We start from the raw sequence: 15,995 nt of genomic DNA, 5'->3' as shown, positions 1-15,995 counted from the left end.
CCGATGATTCTCGAACACGCGCTGCTGCCTGTCCGGCCGGAACTGGCCGATGATTTCGAAGCCGCCTTCGCCCGCGCGCGGCCGATCATCGCGGGCATGCCCGGGTTCCGGTCGCTGTCGCTCAGCCGCTGTGTCGAGACGCCCGGCACCTACCTGCTGCTGGTGGAATGGGAGCGGCTCAGCGATCACGTCGACGGTTTTCGCGGGTCGCCGGAATACCTGAAGTGGAAGGAGCTGTTGCATCACTTCTATGAGCCGTTTCCGGTGGTCGAGCACTTCATGCCAGTGATCGACTAACACAGCACACCGGACCACAACCCCACAGAGCGCGCCGACGGCGGTCGCACACCACGGCGAACCGGCGACGCGATCCCCGGTACACCAGCGGTTACGGCGAGCCCGCCGCAATCGCAGTAGACTCGACAACCTTGTTTTCCGAGCGTTCGCGTGCGCATTGCCATGCGTGTGTAGCGTTCGCTCGGCTCATCGCGGTGAAGGAGTTCAGTTTGCCCGACCTCACTCAGGATCGTGCCGCCAGTGACGGCGCGCCGGAGCTGACCCGCGAGACCGAGCAGGAACAGGCGTACCTCTCGGTGCTGTACGACCGGCTCGACGAAATGCGCGAGTACGCGCGCAACCGGTTACGCACCGTGCTGCTGGAGTCCGGCGGCACCCCGCAGGCGCGCAGCGAGCGCGAATCGTTCAGCCAGCTCTACACCGAGGATCTGGCCAAATACGATGCGGCCGAACACGGTCTGTGTTTCGGCCGGATCGATCTGGCCGACGAGTACCGCTACATCGGCAGGCTCGGCATCCTCGACGAGAAGGACGACTACGAGACGCTGCTGCTGGACTGGCGCGCCCCGCTGGCTCGCCCGTTCTACCTGGCCACCACCGCCGCACCGGACGGCGTGACCCGGCGCAGGCACATCCGCTCGCGCAACCGCAGCGTCACCGCGATCAACGACGAATACCTCGACCTGGACGCCGCCCGCCGGGCAGGCGCGACCGACGACGACGGCGGGGTCGGCAGCGAGAGCGCGCTGCTCGCCGCGCTCAATGCGGCCCGCACCGGGCACATGAACGACATCGTCGAGACCATCCAGCACGAGCAGGACGCGATCATCCGCTCGGAACACAAGAGCGTGCTGGTCGTGCAGGGCGGGCCGGGCACCGGTAAGACGGCCGTCGCGCTGCACCGCGCCGCCTACCTGCTCTACACCTACCGCCAGCAGCTGGCCAAGAGCGGTGTGCTGATCATCGGGCCGAACGCCACCTTCCTGGACTACATCGGTCAGGTGCTCCCCTCGCTCGGTGAGACCGGCGTGCTGCTGTCCACCATCGGCGACCTCTACCCGGGTGTGAAAGCCGCCAGGGAGGATTCGTTGCGGGCCGGCGAGATCAAGGGCTCGCTGGACATGCTGGAGGTGCTCAAGCAGGCGGTCCGCGACCGGCAGGAAGTGCCGGCCGAACCGATCCGGCTCAGCTTCGACGGCTACCCGGTGACGCTGGACCGCAAGATCGCCACCAAGGCCCGCGGCCGGGCGCGCTCCTCGCGCAGGCCGCACAACCTGGCCAGGCCGATCTTCACCAGCGCGGTGATCGACGCGCTCACCGATCAGCTGGCCGAGACCATGGGCGCCGACCTGTCCGGCGGCCACACGGGGATGGCAGGAGGCGGAGCCGACGGGGTGGGTAAGGAAAGCCTGTTGAGCCGCACCGACATCGCCGAGATCCGCGACGAGATGCGGGCCGATCAGGAGATCCAGCAGGCCATCGGCACGCTGTGGCCGCTGCTGTCCCCACAGGATGTGCTCGCCGATCTGCTCGCCGATCCCAAGCGGCTCGATCGGGTCGCGAGCACGTTGTCCGCCGAGGACCGCGCCGAGCTGGTGCGGCCGGACAACGGCGAATTCAGCGCCGCCGACGCCCCGCTGCTCGACGAGCTGGCCGAGCTGCTCGGCGTGGACGACACCGAGGAGCGCGAACGTTCCCGGCGCCGCTGGCGCGCGCAGCTGGCCGAGGCGCAGGACGCGCTCGACATCCTGACCGGTTCGGCGCCACAGGATCTGGAAGACGACCTCGATCCGGAAATCCTGATGGCCTACGACCTGATCGACGCCAGCCAGCTGGCCGAACGCCAGGACGTGCGCACCAGGCAGACCACCGCCGAGCGCGCCGCGGGCGACCGCACCTGGACCTACGGGCACGTCATCGTCGATGAGGCGCAGGAGCTCTCGGAGATGGCCTGGCGAATGGTGATGCGGCGCATCCCGAATCGCTGGATCACCGTGGTCGGCGATGTCGCGCAGACCGGCGACCCGGCCGGCGCCTCGTCCTGGCAGCGGGTGCTGGAACCGTATGTGGCCAAACGGTGGAAGCTCACCGAGCTGACCGTCAACTACCGGACCCCGGCCGAGATCATGGACGTGGCCGCGGACGTGCTCGCCGCGATCGATCCGGCGGCGTCGGCGCCGCGCTCGGTGCGCGACAGCGGAAACCCGCCGCGCGGGTACCGGGTCGCCGCGAGCGACGTGCGCGACCAGATCGCGAAGCTGGTCGCCGGGGAGACCGGGCCGGGCACCACCGCGGTGATCGCGCCGCACGCGCTGGTCGAGGAGCTGGCCGAGCTGGCCGGTGAATCGGTGCGGGTGCTGACCGTGCACGACGTGAAGGGGCTGGAGTTCGACGCGGTGTATCTGGTGGAGCCGCAAGCGATCCTGGACGAATCACCGCGTGGGCTCAACGATCTGTATGTGGCGCTGACCCGTGCGACGCAGCGGCTGGGCGTGGTGCACAGCGAGGAACTGCCGGAGGTGTTGCGCGCGCTGCGTTGAAAAGCGTGCCCCGCGTTGGCCTGCGCCTGCCCTGCGCTGAAACGCGCATCGGGCCGGCATGGTGCGCCCGGCCGCAGACAGCCGGGACAGCCTGGTGGACTGCCTGCCGCGCTTTCGGTGCCGATCCACTTTTCGGGCTGCACCGCGCTGAAACGCGAGAACTCCGCATCGCGCCACAGGGTGCAATGCGGAGTTCTCCGAAGTTCTACTAGCGAACGGTGTGCACGATCAGCACATCCGAGCGCGACTTGCGGGCGACGTCCGACGGGACGGAGCCGAGCAGGCGACCGGTCAGCGTGTTCAACCCGCGGTTACCGACCACGAGCAGATCGGCGTCCACTTCCTTGGTCAGCGTGAGCAGCGACTCGACCGGCTCGCCGACCACGGCGCGCTCGACGATGTCCACCGCGCCCGCGGCCGCGGCCTTGTCCCGCGCGGTGCGCAGGATCTCGTTGGTGGGGGCGGACCCGCGCACCTGGTAGGCCTCTTCCTTGAGCACATCGGCGGCGGCGGCCACGTCGCGATCGTCGGTCGGGTAGTAGGCACACGCGATGACCAGGGTCGCGGCGGACACTCCAGCCAGCGCCGCGGCCTTCTCGACGGCGACATATGACGAGTCCGAGCCATCAGTACCGACAACAATGGTCCGGTAGGCGGTCATTCTCTCCTCCAACTGTGCGGTTTAAGGGGTGCCCACGTCCGGGTTCCACACCAAGACGTGCCCCGGCGCAGCGACTTGGATCGACCCTAGCGGCAAACGGACCGGAAGTAACAGCAATCGCGACACATCACATCAGGGGTGTCCGGGTATTGGCGCCACACGTTCGCCAGGAAATGCGGGAAGGGCATCGGCAACCAGCGCGGACACAATTGTCCAGCCGGCAAACTGTGATCGAGCACAACCCCCGTGAACGATCTTGTCCCCCTGGGATATTCGTCACATACCTGGGTCGATCGAACAGACATCAGCCCGCCTCGGCGCGCGAATCTCGCACCGGGACGGGCCGTCCGAGCCTGGGACTAGCGTGCCATTACGGCCACTGCCGATAGTTCGCCCAGAATATGCCCAGAATCGCTCCGATGATGTCCATGTGTTCCTCTCCTGCAGTAAAAAGGACGCGCAATATTAGCGCGGCAAGCAAGATCAGAGGTCGAAAAGCGGTCCGGTGAGGGTCAATCCGAGGTCATCGACGTGGGCGAAGAACGCGAACAGCATCAACGCGGCACCGGCGAGCGCCACGTTCTTGTTGAAGTTGACCATTTCGCCCTGCTTGGCCTGCGGATCGGTTTCCTTCCAGAACGGGTGCATCAGCACCGCGGTCACCAGCAGCAATACCGCGAGCAGCAGCGAGCCGAGATCGGCCCACACGCCGAGCAACACGCTCAGCCCGCCGAGGCCGAACAGCGCACCCGAACCGAGCACCGAGAGCTTCGCCATCGGCACGCCCTTGCTCGCCGCGTAACCCGCCATCGCTTCGGTCTGCATGACGTGACCCAGAGCCGAGCTCAGGAACAACACCGAGAACAACACCCGTCCGATCAACACCACGACATCCATGTCCAGCTCCCTCGATTGGCTGACAGTAGGTAGTGCAACATTCAACTAAGAGTTCCGGGAGGTATTCCCGAGCCCATGGTCGAATGGTCGAATACGGTCGGCCCGGCAGCTATGTCCTGGTCGGCAACACCTTTGCCGTGACCTCGTTGCGCGAGCGTAGCGAATTCTTGGCGTATTCCAGTGGAGCCATTCCGACTTCCGCGGTGAACTCCCGCGAGAAGTGCGCCTGATCGAAGTATCCCAGTTCGGCCGCCAATGCGGCGAGATCTTCGGTGCGGCCGCGCGCGAGGAGTTCGGCGCCGTCTTGCAGCCGGTAACGGCGCAGCACCCATTTCGGGCCCGCGCCGACGTAGCGCCGGAACATCCGCTGCAAGGTGCGGGTGGGTATGCCGAATCGGTCGGTGATCTGATCGACCCTGGTCAGCTCCGCATCCCCGGCCATCGCGTCGATGATGCGCAGCACCAGGTGGTAGGTCGGGTCGTCGGCGGCGGGCCGGGCCGCGAGGAACTCGTCGAGCACGGCGCTGCGCTGCTCGTCGGTGGCTGCGTCCAGGACGCGATCGGCCAGTCCGCGGGCGTCGGGCATGACGTCGGTCAGGTCGACGGTGGTGTCGCGGAACGAACCGACGTCGAGTCCGGTGTAGGCGCCGAAGCCGCCCGCGCGGAAGCGCACGCCGAACACCTCGCCCGCTCCATGGAGTTCCCGGATGAATTTCTTCGTGCACACGCCGGTGACGAAACCGCCTGTGCGGGTTGCGGATCGCTCGAAGGTGACGTTGACGCTCGGGTAGGAGAGCACCTCCGCCCGGTATGGCGGTCCGTCGCGCAGATCCCAGCGCACCGACCAGTACCACTCGACGAAACGGTCCACGGCGGGGCCGGCCGGTAGCCGGGCCAGGGAGCGGTACTTGGCCTGTTCGTCCGGGTGCAGGATGCCGGTGGTGTCCGCGGGGGCGACCGGGTTCCTGGGCAGCCGCGCGGAATCAGTGCTGCCCGGCATGGTTTCGCTCCTGTCTGGCACCGTGTCGCTTTCTTACAAGACCGGCGCCGCCCGCCCGACCAGGATTGCTGTCATGACGAACACCGTGAACCCCATCGCCGACGGCTACCACTCCATCACCTGTTTCCTCGCGGTCGGCGACGGCAACAAGGCCATCGATTTCTACTCCGCTGTCTTCGGCGCCGAGGTGATCACCCGCAGCGATCTGCCGGACGGTCAACCCGCGCACGCCGAACTGAAGATCGGCGACTCCACGCTTCAGATGGGCATGCCCATCCCGGACAACAACGTGCTCGCCCCGAACGGCGAGTGGGTGCACACCTCGATCGTGCACTACTGCCCCGACGTCGACGCGGTGATCCAGCGCGCCATCGAACACGGCGCCCGCAGTGCCGAAGAACCCCAAACCTTCGTCACCGGAGACCGTTTCGGCGTAGTCATCGACCCGTTCGGCCACCGCTGGGCCGTCATCACCAAGGTCGAAGACGTCTCCCACGAGGAAGCCGAACGCCGCGTCAACGAGTGGATGGCCACGCAAGGCTGACGCACATTCCCGCACCCCTTCTTGCGGCGAACACGGTGTGTCGCACGGCAAGTCGGTGTGCGGGAACCCAAAGGTGGTGCGGGAACTCAGCAGGTGTGCGGCCGCACCCCTCCCCCGGGACGGAAGCGCGGCACCAACACTCAACTCAGTCCGGCGGCGTCCATGCCGCGCAGTTCCTTCTTGAGGTCGGCGATCTCATCGCGCAGCCGGCCTGCGAGCTCGAATTGCAGCTCGCGGGCCGCGTTCATCATCTGCGCGGTGAGTTCCTTGACCAGGTCGGCGAGTTCGGCGCGCGGCATCGACTTGATGTCGCGGCCCTCGTAGACGCCCGCGCTGACCGCACGCCCCGGCTCGCCCTGGGCGCGACGGCCGCGGCTGGAGTTGCGGCCGGAGCCGCCGACCTCCACCTCGGTCTCCTCGGCCTCCCGGTACACCTGGTCGAGGATGTCGGCGATCTTCTTGCGCAACGGTTTCGGGTCGATGCCCTTCTCCGTGTTGTAGGCGACCTGCTTGGCCCGGCGCCGATCGGTCTCGTCGATGGCGTGCCGCATCGAGTCGGTGATCTTGTCGGCGTACATGTGCACCTCGCCGGACACGTTGCGCGCCGCGCGGCCGATGGTCTGGATCAGGCTGGTGCTGCTGCGCAGGAAGCCTTCCTTGTCCGCGTCGAGGATCGCGACCAGCGACACCTCGGGCAGGTCGAGGCCCTCGCGCAGCAGGTTGATGCCGACGAGCACGTCGTATTCGCCGAGCCGCAGCTGCCGCAGCAGTTCGACGCGGCGCAGCGTGTCGATCTCGGAGTGCAGGTATCGCACCCGCACCCCGAGCCCGAGCAGATAGTCGGTGAGGTCTTCGGACATCTTCTTGGTGAGCGTGGTGACCAGCACCCGCTCGTCCTTCTCGGTGCGCAGCCGGATCTCGTGCACCAGGTCGTCTATCTGGCCCTTGGTCGGCTTGACCACGACCTGTGGATCGACCAGACCGGTCGGGCGGATGACCTGTTCGACGACCTCGCCGCCGACCTGGCCCAGCTCGTACGGGCCGGGGGTGGCCGACAGATACACCGCCTGGCCGATCCGCTCGGCGAACTCCTCCCAGGTGAGTGGCCGGTTGTCCACCGCGGACGGCAGCCGGAAGCCGAACTCCACCAGGTTGCGCTTGCGCGACATGTCGCCCTCGTACATGCCGCCGATCTGCGGCACCGTCACGTGCGACTCGTCGATGACGAGCAGGAAGTCGTCGGGGAAGTAGTCGAGCAACGTCGCGGGCGCCGACCCGGCCGGGCGCCCGTCGATGTGGCGCGAGTAGTTCTCGATGCCGGAGCAGAAGCCGACCTGCCGGATCATCTCCAGGTCGTACTGGGTGCGCATCCGCAGCCGCTGCGCTTCGAGCAGTTTGCCCTGCCGCTCCAGCTCGGCCAGCCGCTGCTCCAGCTCGGTCTCGATATCGCGGACCGCGCGCTCCATCCGGTCCGGGCCCGCCACATAGTGGGTGGCCGGGAAGATACGCAGCATGTCCACCTGACGGACCACGTCGCCGGTCAGCGGGTGCAGGTAGTACAGCGCCTCGATCTCGTCGCCGAAGAACTCGATGCGGACCGCGAGTTCCTCGTAGGACGGGATGATCTCGACGGTGTCGCCGCGCACCCGGAACGAGCCGCGGGTGAACGCCATGTCGTTGCGCGTGTACTGCACGTCGACGAGCAGGCGCAGCAGTGCGTCGCGGTCCACCTCGGCGCCGACCTCGAGCTGCACCGACCGATCGAGGTAGGACTGCGGGGTGCCGAGGCCGTAGATGCACGACACCGACGCGACCACCACCACGTCGCGACGCGACAGCAGGCTCGACGTCGCCGAGTGCCGCAGCCGCTCGACGTCGTCGTTGATCGAGCTGTCCTTCTCGATATAGGTGTCGGTCTGGGCGATGTACGCCTCGGGTTGGTAGTAGTCGTAGTACGAGACGAAGTACTCGACGGCGTTGTTCGGCAGCATCTCCCGCAGCTCGTTGGCCAGCTGGGCGGCGAGCGTCTTGTTCGGGGCCATCACCAGCGTGGGGCGCTGGAGCCGTTCGATGAGCCAGGCGGTGGTCGCCGACTTACCGGTGCCGGTGGCGCCGAGCAGCACGACGTCGCGCTCCCCCGCCTTGATCCGGCGTTCCAGCTCCTCGATGGCGGCGGGCTGGTCGCCGGCGGGCACGTGCTCACTGACTACCTGGAAGCGCCCGTCGGTGCGCTCGATCTCGCCGACGGGCCGGTGCTCGGAGTGCGCGAGCGGCGTCTCGGCCGCCGCCCTCTCCGCATAGCCTTCCGTCGGAATCTCGGTTGCAAATGCCATGTTCACCAGCCTAAGCCCAGCCACCGACAGATTCTCTGGTCGCGCGGGCGGTGGCGGCCACGGACCTCGGGTGAGCGGGTTCGGTCAGCGTCGCGGTAGCGTCCTCGCGCCGAGTACCCGAGTTATTGAACGACGGTCGTTGCTCGCGCATTCCCAGCAATCCATTCCTGGCAGCCCGGGCGCTGGCCGCATGTGCCCAGCCGCCATTGTTCATAGTTCCGCCGCACATGGCGAGACAACATGGGCGCACCAATGCCGTTTCACTTTTGGCGAACGTTATGTGTCCGAATTGTCCCTTGCCGCAACACAATTCGTAGCCAAAAACATATCGCGTCATTGCGCCCACCCACCATTCCCCAGGTGTACGCTGATTTGGTTGTTCGGACAACGCGTTCGGATGTGGCGAAGAACAAGAGCCATGAGAGGTCTGATTCCATTGCTCAATACCGTGCCGACCACCGGCTTCGCAGGAACTATCGCCCGGCACCTCCGCGCAGCGGTCCCCGGACTGAATCAGAACGCCAATGCCGCCGCATCGAACACCGCATTACCGCCCGGGCACCCACCGCACCGGCCGCGCGTCGAGTTCTTCAACCTCGCGGAACTCACCAGCACCGACTGCAAGGGTTTCGTCCGCCAGGTCGAGCGCTACCACCACGAACCGTGGGGCGTCTACATGGCCCGCATCGTGCCCGTCCCGCACCGCCACTACCTGGAGTGCTGGCTGCTGCCCGCGCTCTCGCTGCGCGTGACGCTGACCCGCCGCAACCCGGCGCATCACGTGGATCACGATTTCCACCTGGATATCGGCGAGTTCACCGAGATCGAGCCGAAGCATTGGAAGGCCGTCGACCACTACCTCGACATCGAGGTGCACCGCGGCCACAATGTCGAACTGCTCGGCGTCGACGAGCTGTTGGCCGCCCACGCGGCCGGTTTGGTGGACACCGCACAGGCGCACCGGGCGTTCGAGTGCGCGACGGCGGCGCTGGACGGACTCGCCGCCAACGACCACTGCGTCGAGGACTGGCTGGCCACCCACGGCATTACCCTCACCTGGATGTAACCGCCGGGTCACTCGACTCCGGCGGGGCGGCGGTAGATTCTGAATGCATGACCCAGGCACCTTCCGTCGACGTACATCGGCCCAAGGTCGAGTACTTCGACCTCGCGGCGCTGACCAACACCGATCCCAAGGGGTTCGTGCGGCCGGTCGAGCGGTACCAGGTGGAGCCGTGGGGCCTGTACATGGCGCGCACCTCGGACCACGAGCAGTTCCACTACATCGAATCGTGGCTGCTGCCCGATCTGGCGCTGCGGGCCAGCGTCTTCCACTACAACCCCGAGCACCAGCGTGACCAGGACTTCTACCTGGACCTCGGCGAGTTCCGCCAGCTGGAGCCGGACCGCTGGAAGTCGGTGGACCACTACCTCGACATCGTCGTGCGCACGGGCCGCGACACCGAACTGCTCGACGTCGACGAACTGCTCGCCGCGCACACGGCCGGGCTAGTCACCGCCGCCGAGGCCCAGGCCGCCATCGAGACCGCGACCACCGCCATCGACGGCATCGCCGCCCACGACTACAGCCTCGACCGCTGGCTGCAATCCCGCGGCGTCACCCTCACCTGGCTCTAGTTCCGGTCGGCGAGGCCGCTAGCGATCCCGCCAAGCCTGCATGCGGGGGTAGGCGGCGGCGAACCAGGGCTCTTTGACGTCCAGGTAGGCGATCGTCGCCGCCTCGCCGGTCAGCCCGGTCGCCTTCGTCTCCGCCGCGCGCTTGACCTCGAGGTATTCGGCGCGAGCGTCGGCGTCGGCGCGCAGCCAGTCACGGAACAGCAGCGCGTACTCCTGCCCGGGCGTACCGGCAACGCGCACATGCACATTGGCGAGGCGGCCGGGGTCGGCGTTCTGGTGGTAACGCTTGGTCCACAACGTGACGTCCGTGCCCGCCGGATCCTGCGCCGTCGGCCTCGGGCAGTCTTCGGTGATATCCGGTCGAACCGGAAATCCCGCCGCCCCCAACGCATCCCGCAGACCATCGGCCGCCGCGAGGTCCGCCACGGTGATCTGTAGATCGAGCACGTCTTTGGCGGGCAGCTCCGGCACGGCGGTCGAGCCGATGTGATCGATGCGCGACGCCGCCGCCCCGCACGCCACCCACAGCCTGGCGATGATCCGCTGCGCCTGCACGGCCCAGTCCGGGTTCGCCGGCACCAGCCGGATCTCTTTCTTGCGCGCCGGCGTCCCGGCACGGAGGTTGCGCTCGAACGGCACCAGCCGTTCCTGCCACAGCCGCCGCACCTCGTCCTCGATCGCCGCGGGCGCGCCACTGTTGTCGAGCAACACGTCGGCGACCGCGCGCCGCTGTTCGTCGGTGGCCTGCGCGGCAATACGCGCTCGCGCATCGGCTTCGGCGACGCCGCGGAATTCGACGAGCCTGCGCAGCCGAGTTTCCGCATCGACATCGACGACAATAACCAAGTTCATCAATGGTGCGAGACCATTTTCGACCAGCAGCGGAATATCCTGCACAACAATCGCATCGGCCGCGGCCGCGGAAATGAGTTCGGCGGTGCGCTTGCCCACCAGCGGATGCGTAATCGAATTCAGCGTCGCGCGCGATTCGTCGTCCGCGAAGGCCTTGGCCGCCAGGGCGGGCCGGTCCAGGCTGCCGTCGGCCGCCAGGATCTCGGTGCCGAAGGCGGCCACGAGCGCCGCCAGGCCCTCGGTACCCGGCGCGACGACCTCCCTGGCAATCAGGTCGGAATCGATGATCACCGCGCCGAGGTCGGCGAGAATCCGCGCCACCGTCGACTTGCCCGCTCCCATGCCTCCGGTGAGGCCGATCCGCAACATCCGACCAGTCTCGCATCCCGCGTCCGGGGCGGCCTGCGCGCCCACACCGCCGGGCAGTGCCGCAAGGACCGACGTTCGAACTCGGCGACACAATCAGCCTGATTACCCATCCAGCCCGCGCTTTCCACCTGCCGCCGCCGTAATTGCCCGATCCGTGACGAGGCCGAGACCATTTCGCAACAATTCCGGCCGGACCCGGTACTCGGGCGACAACTTTCCGACACGCCGACCCAATTACTTGCGCAAAATACTCTGCACGGCACTTTCGTTCGGCTAATCTTCGCCGTGGCGATCCAGGGCGCCAGCACCAGCAAGCAAAGGAACATCATTGGGCACCAGATACAACCAGACGGCTCGCCACCGCCTGGGCATGGCGGGTGGCGTGCACTGCACCCAGATCCCCGCCGTCGCGGCCGCGTTAGCCGAACACCGCCGCACATGGTTCAGCGCGTTGATCAGCCCGGCCCGGCACAGCTTCGCCGCTATGCGAAAACGCTCCGCCGTCCCGTCGGTCCGGTGGGTGCCCGCCACCGCGAGCTGAGGCGTACACGTCGAGAAGTGGCCCAGCCCCCGCCAGGGCTGGGCCACTCTCATGCCCGAATCAACCCGCTCGGCTTGCGCCGGGTGCCGGGTTGTTGTGTCGGCATCGAATTCGGCGGCACCGGATAAGGGATCCCGGTCTCCGCCGTACCCAACGCGATATTCGGGCCGCATTGGGCGACCGCGGCATCCATTTTCGGTTTCGGGTCCGGCAGCACCGGTTTCGCGATATCAGGTGCCGAGCCGAAATCGAAGGCGGAGGTCATATCGCCGGTGACCCCGCGTCGCCACGCGGTCAGATTCGGCACCTCCACTCCGAACCTGGTTTCCAGCAGTCGCAGCTGTGAGGTGTGGTCGAACGTCTCCGAAGCGACGAGGCCGCCCCGGGTGTACGGCGAAATCACCAGCGCGGGAACGCGATAGCCCAAACCTATCGGACCGGCGATGCCCGCCGAGGAGGACACGCGGTCGAGCGGCACGGTGAGGAACTCGCCGGGCGTACCCGGGGGCGGCGTCGGCGGGGTGACGTGGTCGAAGAAGCCGCCGTTCTCGTCGTAGCTGATGATCACCGCCGTCTTCTCCCACACCTTCGGGTTCGAGGTGAGGATGTCGAGCAGCTGCACGATGCCGAAGGCGCCGAAAGCCGCAGGCAGCGCGGGATGTTCGCAGTTGAGCAGCGACGGGATCACCCAGGAGACGGCGGGCAGCGTGTCGTTGGCGACGTCGGCCTGAAAGTCGTTGGGGTAGACCGGCGCTCTACCGCGGCGCGCCAATTCCGAATTCGGGTCGGCGGATTGGGTGAAGCAGCCGAGCATGCCGTCGAGCAGCACCGAGGACAGCGGGCCGATGTCGCGGTTGTTGTAGACCTTCCAGCTGACGCCCGCCTCGGACAGGTTCTCCGGGTAGGTGCGCCAGCTGTACACGTGCTGCGGGATCAGTGTGGGGGTTTCCACCAGCGGACCGCCTGCGCGGCCGTCCGGGTCGATGGTGGCGCTGATCCAGTACAGCCGGTTCGGGTCGGTGGGGCCGAGCACCGAGCAGTGGTAGTTGTCGCACAGCGTGAAGGCGTCGGCGAGCTCCGTGTGGATCGGAATGTCCTCGGGCAGGTAGTAACCCATCGCCGCGGGCGCGTTGGCCGGGCCGACGCTCTCGACCGACATCGGCATCCACTGGTCGTTGCCGCCGCCGTTCCAGGCGCGGTGCATGCCGCCCCAGCTGTGGTCCGGGTCGTTGATGCACTCGCCGTCGAGCGAGGCGCCGCGGGTGGTGTCGAGGCGGAACGGATTCAGGTACCCGTCCGGGCCCGGACCCGCACCCGGCGTCCAGCCGTACTGACGCCAGGCCGCCGACGGGTCGTCGAACCCGCGGACGCCGGACAGGGTGCCGAAATAGTGATCGAAGGAGCGGTTTTCCTGCATGAGCAAGACGAAGTGCTCGATATCGCCCAATCCGCCCAGGCCGGCGGGGTCGGCGGCGTAGGCCCGTTCGATGATCGGGTTGGCCCAAGAAGCCAACGCGCCCACCGCACCGGCCGCCGCCGCCTTCGCTAGGAATTGTCTGCGATTGAGCCCGCTGAACGGCCCCGCTGCGCACATCTCTTCGGCCGACCTTTCCGCCAGGGCTGTCGAGCAGAATTTCGCGATCCGCGCCGACCCTACCCGACGTGCTGCGACACCGCAGAGAAAGATCGTTTAGCCGGATCGCGACGTGGGCGAAAGCACGGTGCGAGAGGGTGATTCCGCCTGGTTGCCGGAGGGCTGCCCGAATTGTCCCGCCGTTCTGAGTGTTTCACACCTTTTGCCCGCTTTCACCGGTTCGCGGGCACGGATTCCCGCGTGGGCGTGGCCATGTCGGCGGCACCGCGCAGAAACTTCCGCCACACCAGCGCGGCGGTGGCACCGAAGCCGAGGCAGAGCCCGAGCCAGATGCCGGGCCCGTCCCACCCGAGACCGAACCCGAAGACGGCCATGGCGGGTACCCCGATGGCGAAGTAGCCGATCAGCGTGCTCTGCATCCCCGCCTTGGTGTTTCCGATGCCGCGCAGCAGGCCGATGGACAGGTTCTGGGAGCCCTTGCAGTACTGCTGGATGATCGCGAACCACAGCAGCGTCGAGGCGGCGGCGATGACGGCGGTGTCGTCGTTGTGCGAGCCGAGGAACGGTGCCAGTACCGCGCCGGGGAACAGCACGTAGCCGAGGCCGACGACGGTCATGAAGGCGAAGCCCAGCAGCACGGTGCGCCGCGCGATGGCCGCCACCGCGTGCCGGTCGCCCTGCCCGACCGTGCGGCTCACCAGAATCGAAGAGCCCTGGGACAGACCGATATTGACCTGGTAGACGATGTAGGCCAGCTGGTTGACGATATTGCTCGCGGCCAGCGCCACCGGCCCGAAGCTGCCCATCAGCACCGCCGCGATGGAGGTGATCGCCGCTTCCGCGCCGTAGGTCAACGAGATCGGCGTGCCCATCCGGACGATGCGGGTCACCGTGGCCCGGTCCGCCTGCCACCCGCGCAGGGACAGCAGGTCGCCGAGCAGCGGGTCGCGCCGGACGGTGCGCAGGTAGATGCCGAACGTCCAGAGCTGAACAAGCGTGGTGGACAGGCCGATTCCGGCGAGGCCGAGTTTCGGCACACCGAACCAGCCGTAGATGAACAGCGCGTTGAGCAGCGCGTTGACCCCGATCGACAGCAGCGTCACACGCAGCAGTGAGCCCGCCCGCCGCATGCCGACGGCGAACTGCCGCAACACGTTCAGCCAGAGCATGGGTATCAGGCCGGGCGCGAGCGTCCACATGATGGGGCGGGCCAGCTCGAGCACGTCGGGGGCCTGGCCGAGCCAGCGCAGGGCATAGCCCAGTGCGATCAGCAGCAGCGCGCCCGCTGTCGACGTCACCGTCGCCACGAAGGCCGCCGCGCGGACGAACCCACGAATCTCGGCGCGCGCTTGCTCGTCGAGATCGCCCCGCCCGGTGCGCTTTTCGCTACCACCGACGGCCTCGGCAATCATGTTCCCGACGCCGGTGATCATGCCGACACACATGGTGCGCAGCTGGTTGTACAGCAGCAGCGCGAGCCCGCCCGCGGCGACGGCGGCGACACCGAGCAGCCCCATCATCGCCAGATCGACCGTGGTCAGCGCCACCTGAGCGAGCTGGATGCCCGCGATCGGCGCGGCCAGCGCGATGATGGCTCGATACTCTCGAAACGCCATGTGACCTAAGCTCCCGTCCGAACGCCGTATGCCGCCAGCCGCACCGATTCGTCGTACGCCCGGCAGAGCCTGATGATTCGCTGTTGCGCCGCCCGGTCCAGCAGGCCGCGTTCGCGCAGCCAGTCGTCGTCGTACACGGTGTCGAGGTACTTCTCCCCCGCATCACACACCAGCACGATGACCGTGCTGCCCGCGGGCACATGCACGAGACGGCGCAACGCCACATGGATTGCGGCGCCGCCGGTTCCGCCGACCAGGATGCCGGTGCGCCGCGCGACCACCCGGGCGGTGGCGAACGCATCGATGTCGCCGACTCGGCAGTCCTCGTCGATGGCGTCGTATTTCACGTTGCCGCCCACCGGGAATCCGGCGGGGCTGCCCGCGCCGGTCTGCCAGTAGCCGCCTGCCGCGCCGCCGAAGATGATCGAGCCCCTCGGTTCGACACCGAGGGCATGGACCCGGGAGCCGAGCCTGCGGAGTTCTTCGACCGTGCCGCAGAGGGATCCGCCGGTCCCGACGGCGCCGATCAGGTAGTCGACGTCGGTGTCGATATCGGCGAGCAGTTCGTGGGCGAGTTCGCGGTAGCCCGCGTTGTTGTGTGGATTGTTGTGCTGGTCTGGGCGGTACGCGCCGGTGCGGGCCGCGATCTCCGCGGCGATCCGCCTGCGCTCGACCGTGCTCGGCCCGCCGCCGCTGCCGCTGTCCACCGAAACCAGCTGCGCACCCATCGCTTTCATGGCCCGCAGCTTGTCCTCGGCGGCGTGGCCGTCGACCACGGCGGTGAAGGTGTAGCCGCGTTCCAGGGCCATGAGCGCGAGTCCGGTGCCCGTGTTACCGGAGGTCGGTTCGACGATGTGCCCGCCGGGGCGCAGCTCGCCGCTGCGTTCGGCTTGCAGCACCATTTCCCGCGCCATCCGTACCTTCGCCGAGCCGGTCGGGTTGAACTGCTCCAGCTTCAGCAGCAGGCGGGTGCCGGTGCCGGTGCGGATGAGTTCGAGCAGCGGGGTGGAGCCGATGAGCTCGGAGGCCGAGTGGACGACATTCTCGCGACGCCGTGGGAGGTGAGCCACGGGGTCGTGCACAGCCACTTGCCGATGCGCGTCTACGTATCCC

Annotated in this window: 14 protein-coding genes; 6 read left to right on the top strand and 8 right to left on the bottom strand. The window is 67.5% G+C overall.

All coding sequences use genetic code 11. The features are described 5' to 3' along the window. Positions 1 to 3 precede the first annotated feature (3 nt). Both IBX18_RS21435 and IBX18_RS21430 read left to right on the top strand, forming a co-directional pair. Complete coding sequence (locus tag IBX18_RS21435; protein WP_194835327.1) at positions 4 to 297, top strand: antibiotic biosynthesis monooxygenase; 294 nt, start codon at positions 4 to 6, stop codon at positions 295 to 297. Between the two features lie 209 nt (positions 298 to 506). Further along, on the top strand, positions 507 to 2,837 hold the full coding sequence (locus IBX18_RS21430) for an ATP-binding domain-containing protein (protein ID WP_373889211.1): 2,331 nt from the start codon (positions 507 to 509) through the stop codon (positions 2,835 to 2,837). Between the two features lie 208 nt (positions 2,838 to 3,045). Here the strand turns inward: IBX18_RS21430 and IBX18_RS21425 are convergent, their stop codons facing one another. From IBX18_RS21425 to IBX18_RS21415, 3 genes are all read right to left on the bottom strand, one after another. Then, positions 3,046 to 3,498: a universal stress protein gene (locus IBX18_RS21425; RefSeq protein ID WP_014983412.1), complete on the bottom strand. Its 453-nt coding sequence runs from the start codon at positions 3,496 to 3,498 to the stop codon at positions 3,046 to 3,048. Between the two features lie 483 nt (positions 3,499 to 3,981). Beyond that, the gene (locus tag IBX18_RS21420; protein WP_194835326.1) at positions 3,982 to 4,395 is read right to left on the bottom strand and encodes a DoxX family membrane protein; all 414 of its coding nucleotides are present in this window, start codon (positions 4,393 to 4,395) and stop codon (positions 3,982 to 3,984) included. 109 nt (positions 4,396 to 4,504) lie between these two features. Further along, the gene (locus tag IBX18_RS21415) at positions 4,505 to 5,395 is read right to left on the bottom strand and encodes a helix-turn-helix domain-containing protein (protein WP_194835325.1); all 891 of its coding nucleotides are present in this window, start codon (positions 5,393 to 5,395) and stop codon (positions 4,505 to 4,507) included. A 73-nt stretch (positions 5,396 to 5,468) separates the two neighbouring features. Between IBX18_RS21415 and IBX18_RS21410 the strand changes: the two genes are divergently transcribed. Then, the gene (locus IBX18_RS21410) at positions 5,469 to 5,939 is read left to right on the top strand and encodes a VOC family protein (RefSeq protein ID WP_194835324.1); all 471 of its coding nucleotides are present in this window, start codon (positions 5,469 to 5,471) and stop codon (positions 5,937 to 5,939) included. Between the two features lie 140 nt (positions 5,940 to 6,079). Here the strand turns inward: IBX18_RS21410 and uvrB are convergent, their stop codons facing one another. Beyond that, positions 6,080 to 8,272: an excinuclease ABC subunit UvrB gene (gene uvrB / locus IBX18_RS21405; RefSeq protein WP_228541457.1), complete on the bottom strand. Its 2,193-nt coding sequence runs from the start codon at positions 8,270 to 8,272 to the stop codon at positions 6,080 to 6,082. Positions 8,273 to 8,690: 418 nt separating this feature from the next. On the opposite strand from uvrB, the gene IBX18_RS21400 reads away from it, so the two are divergent. Continuing rightward, positions 8,691 to 9,338, top strand: coding sequence for a DUF402 domain-containing protein (locus IBX18_RS21400; RefSeq protein ID WP_194835323.1), 648 nt, complete (start codon positions 8,691 to 8,693; stop codon positions 9,336 to 9,338). A gap of 47 nt (positions 9,339 to 9,385) precedes the next feature. Continuing rightward, the gene (locus IBX18_RS21395) at positions 9,386 to 9,910 is read left to right on the top strand and encodes a DUF402 domain-containing protein (protein ID WP_194835322.1); all 525 of its coding nucleotides are present in this window, start codon (positions 9,386 to 9,388) and stop codon (positions 9,908 to 9,910) included. 18 nt (positions 9,911 to 9,928) lie between these two features. Here the strand turns inward: IBX18_RS21395 and coaE are convergent, their stop codons facing one another. Beyond that, entirely contained in the window at positions 9,929 to 11,131 is a 1,203-nt protein-coding gene (gene coaE, locus IBX18_RS21390) for a dephospho-CoA kinase (protein WP_194835321.1), read from the bottom strand. Between the two features lie 328 nt (positions 11,132 to 11,459). Between coaE and IBX18_RS21385 the strand changes: the two genes are divergently transcribed. Further along, entirely contained in the window at positions 11,460 to 11,672 is a 213-nt protein-coding gene (locus IBX18_RS21385) for a hypothetical protein (protein WP_135236016.1), read from the top strand. A 49-nt stretch (positions 11,673 to 11,721) separates the two neighbouring features. On the opposite strand, the gene IBX18_RS21380 is transcribed toward IBX18_RS21385, so the two are convergent. The 3 genes from IBX18_RS21380 to IBX18_RS21370 form a co-directional block, all read right to left on the bottom strand. Then, the gene (locus tag IBX18_RS21380; protein WP_194835320.1) at positions 11,722 to 13,266 is read right to left on the bottom strand and encodes a phospholipase C; all 1,545 of its coding nucleotides are present in this window, start codon (positions 13,264 to 13,266) and stop codon (positions 11,722 to 11,724) included. Between the two features lie 212 nt (positions 13,267 to 13,478). Further along, entirely contained in the window at positions 13,479 to 14,882 is a 1,404-nt protein-coding gene (locus IBX18_RS21375; RefSeq protein WP_194835319.1) for an MATE family efflux transporter, read from the bottom strand. 5 nt (positions 14,883 to 14,887) lie between these two features. Beyond that, a complete protein-coding gene (locus tag IBX18_RS21370; RefSeq protein WP_194835318.1) occupies positions 14,888 to 15,952 on the bottom strand; it encodes a PLP-dependent cysteine synthase family protein in 1,065 nt (354 codons plus the stop codon). Positions 15,953 to 15,995 lie beyond the last annotated feature (43 nt).

Source organism: Nocardia sp. XZ_19_369 (assembly GCF_015355715.1).
In the GTDB taxonomy this organism is placed as follows: domain Bacteria; phylum Actinomycetota; class Actinomycetes; order Mycobacteriales; family Mycobacteriaceae; genus Nocardia.
This window is presented reverse-complemented; position numbering and strand designations above follow the sequence as displayed.